This is a genomic window from Novosphingobium sp. MBES04 (assembly GCF_000813185.1).
GTDB classification, from domain to species: Bacteria; Pseudomonadota; Alphaproteobacteria; order Sphingomonadales; family Sphingomonadaceae; genus Novosphingobium; species Novosphingobium decolorationis.
Map to the genome: position 1 here is coordinate 1 of NZ_DF850515.1, position 749 is coordinate 749.

The 749-nt window shown below is 61.0% G+C and carries 2 pseudogenes; both read left to right on the top strand.

Annotation, left to right across the window (positions count from 1 at the left end):
- A pseudogene (locus MBENS4_RS25650) lies at positions 1 to 146 on the top strand (IS630 family transposase); the annotation flags it as partial.
- 16 nt (positions 147 to 162) lie between these two features.
- Positions 163 to 749 (top strand): annotated as a pseudogene (locus MBENS4_RS23740) (IS701 family transposase); the annotation flags it as partial.

The window sequence follows — 749 nt, forward strand, 5'->3', positions numbered from 1 at the left end:
TCATGCGCGACAACTGGCTGTCGAACCGCATCTTCAAATCCTACGACGACATCGTCGACCACTGCTGCTTCGCATGGAACAAGCTCGTCGATCAGCCCTGGCACATCATGTCCATCGGAATGCGCCAATGGGCGCATGGGTACTGATCTATGCACCTTGGTATTATGGGACAGCGCCCCCCTGGAAGCGACCTTGTGGAACCAGGCGGATGAATTGGTTGGCGGTGAGGGAGCCTGGTTGATCATCGACGACACCGCCCTGCCCAAGAAGGGCAAGGCTTCGGTTGGCGTCGCGCCCCAATACGCCACGGCGCTGGGCAAGAATGCCAACTGCCAGACGATGGTATCGGTGACATTGGCTTCGGGCGAAGTTCCCCTCATGTTAAGCTTGCGGCTGTTCCTGCCGGAAAGCTGGACGAGCGATGCTGCGCGCATGGACAAGGTTGGCGTGCCTGCGCCCTTGCAGGAATACCGCACCAAGCCAGAGATCGCGATTGAGGAGATTGATCGTGTCATCGCGGCCGGGGTGCGCTTTGGCTGCGTGCTGGCCGATGCGGGTTACGGGCTGTCGGCTCCGTTCCGGCAGGCACTGAGTGCACGTAGCCTTTGCTGGGCGGTTGGCATCCCCCGGCATCAGAAGGTCTATCCGGCCGATGTGCAACTGATCTTCCCAGTCGCAGGACGCGGTCGCCCACGGGTGCGACATGTGCCCGACGTCAAATCCATGGCCGCGCACGCAATGCTCGAAAG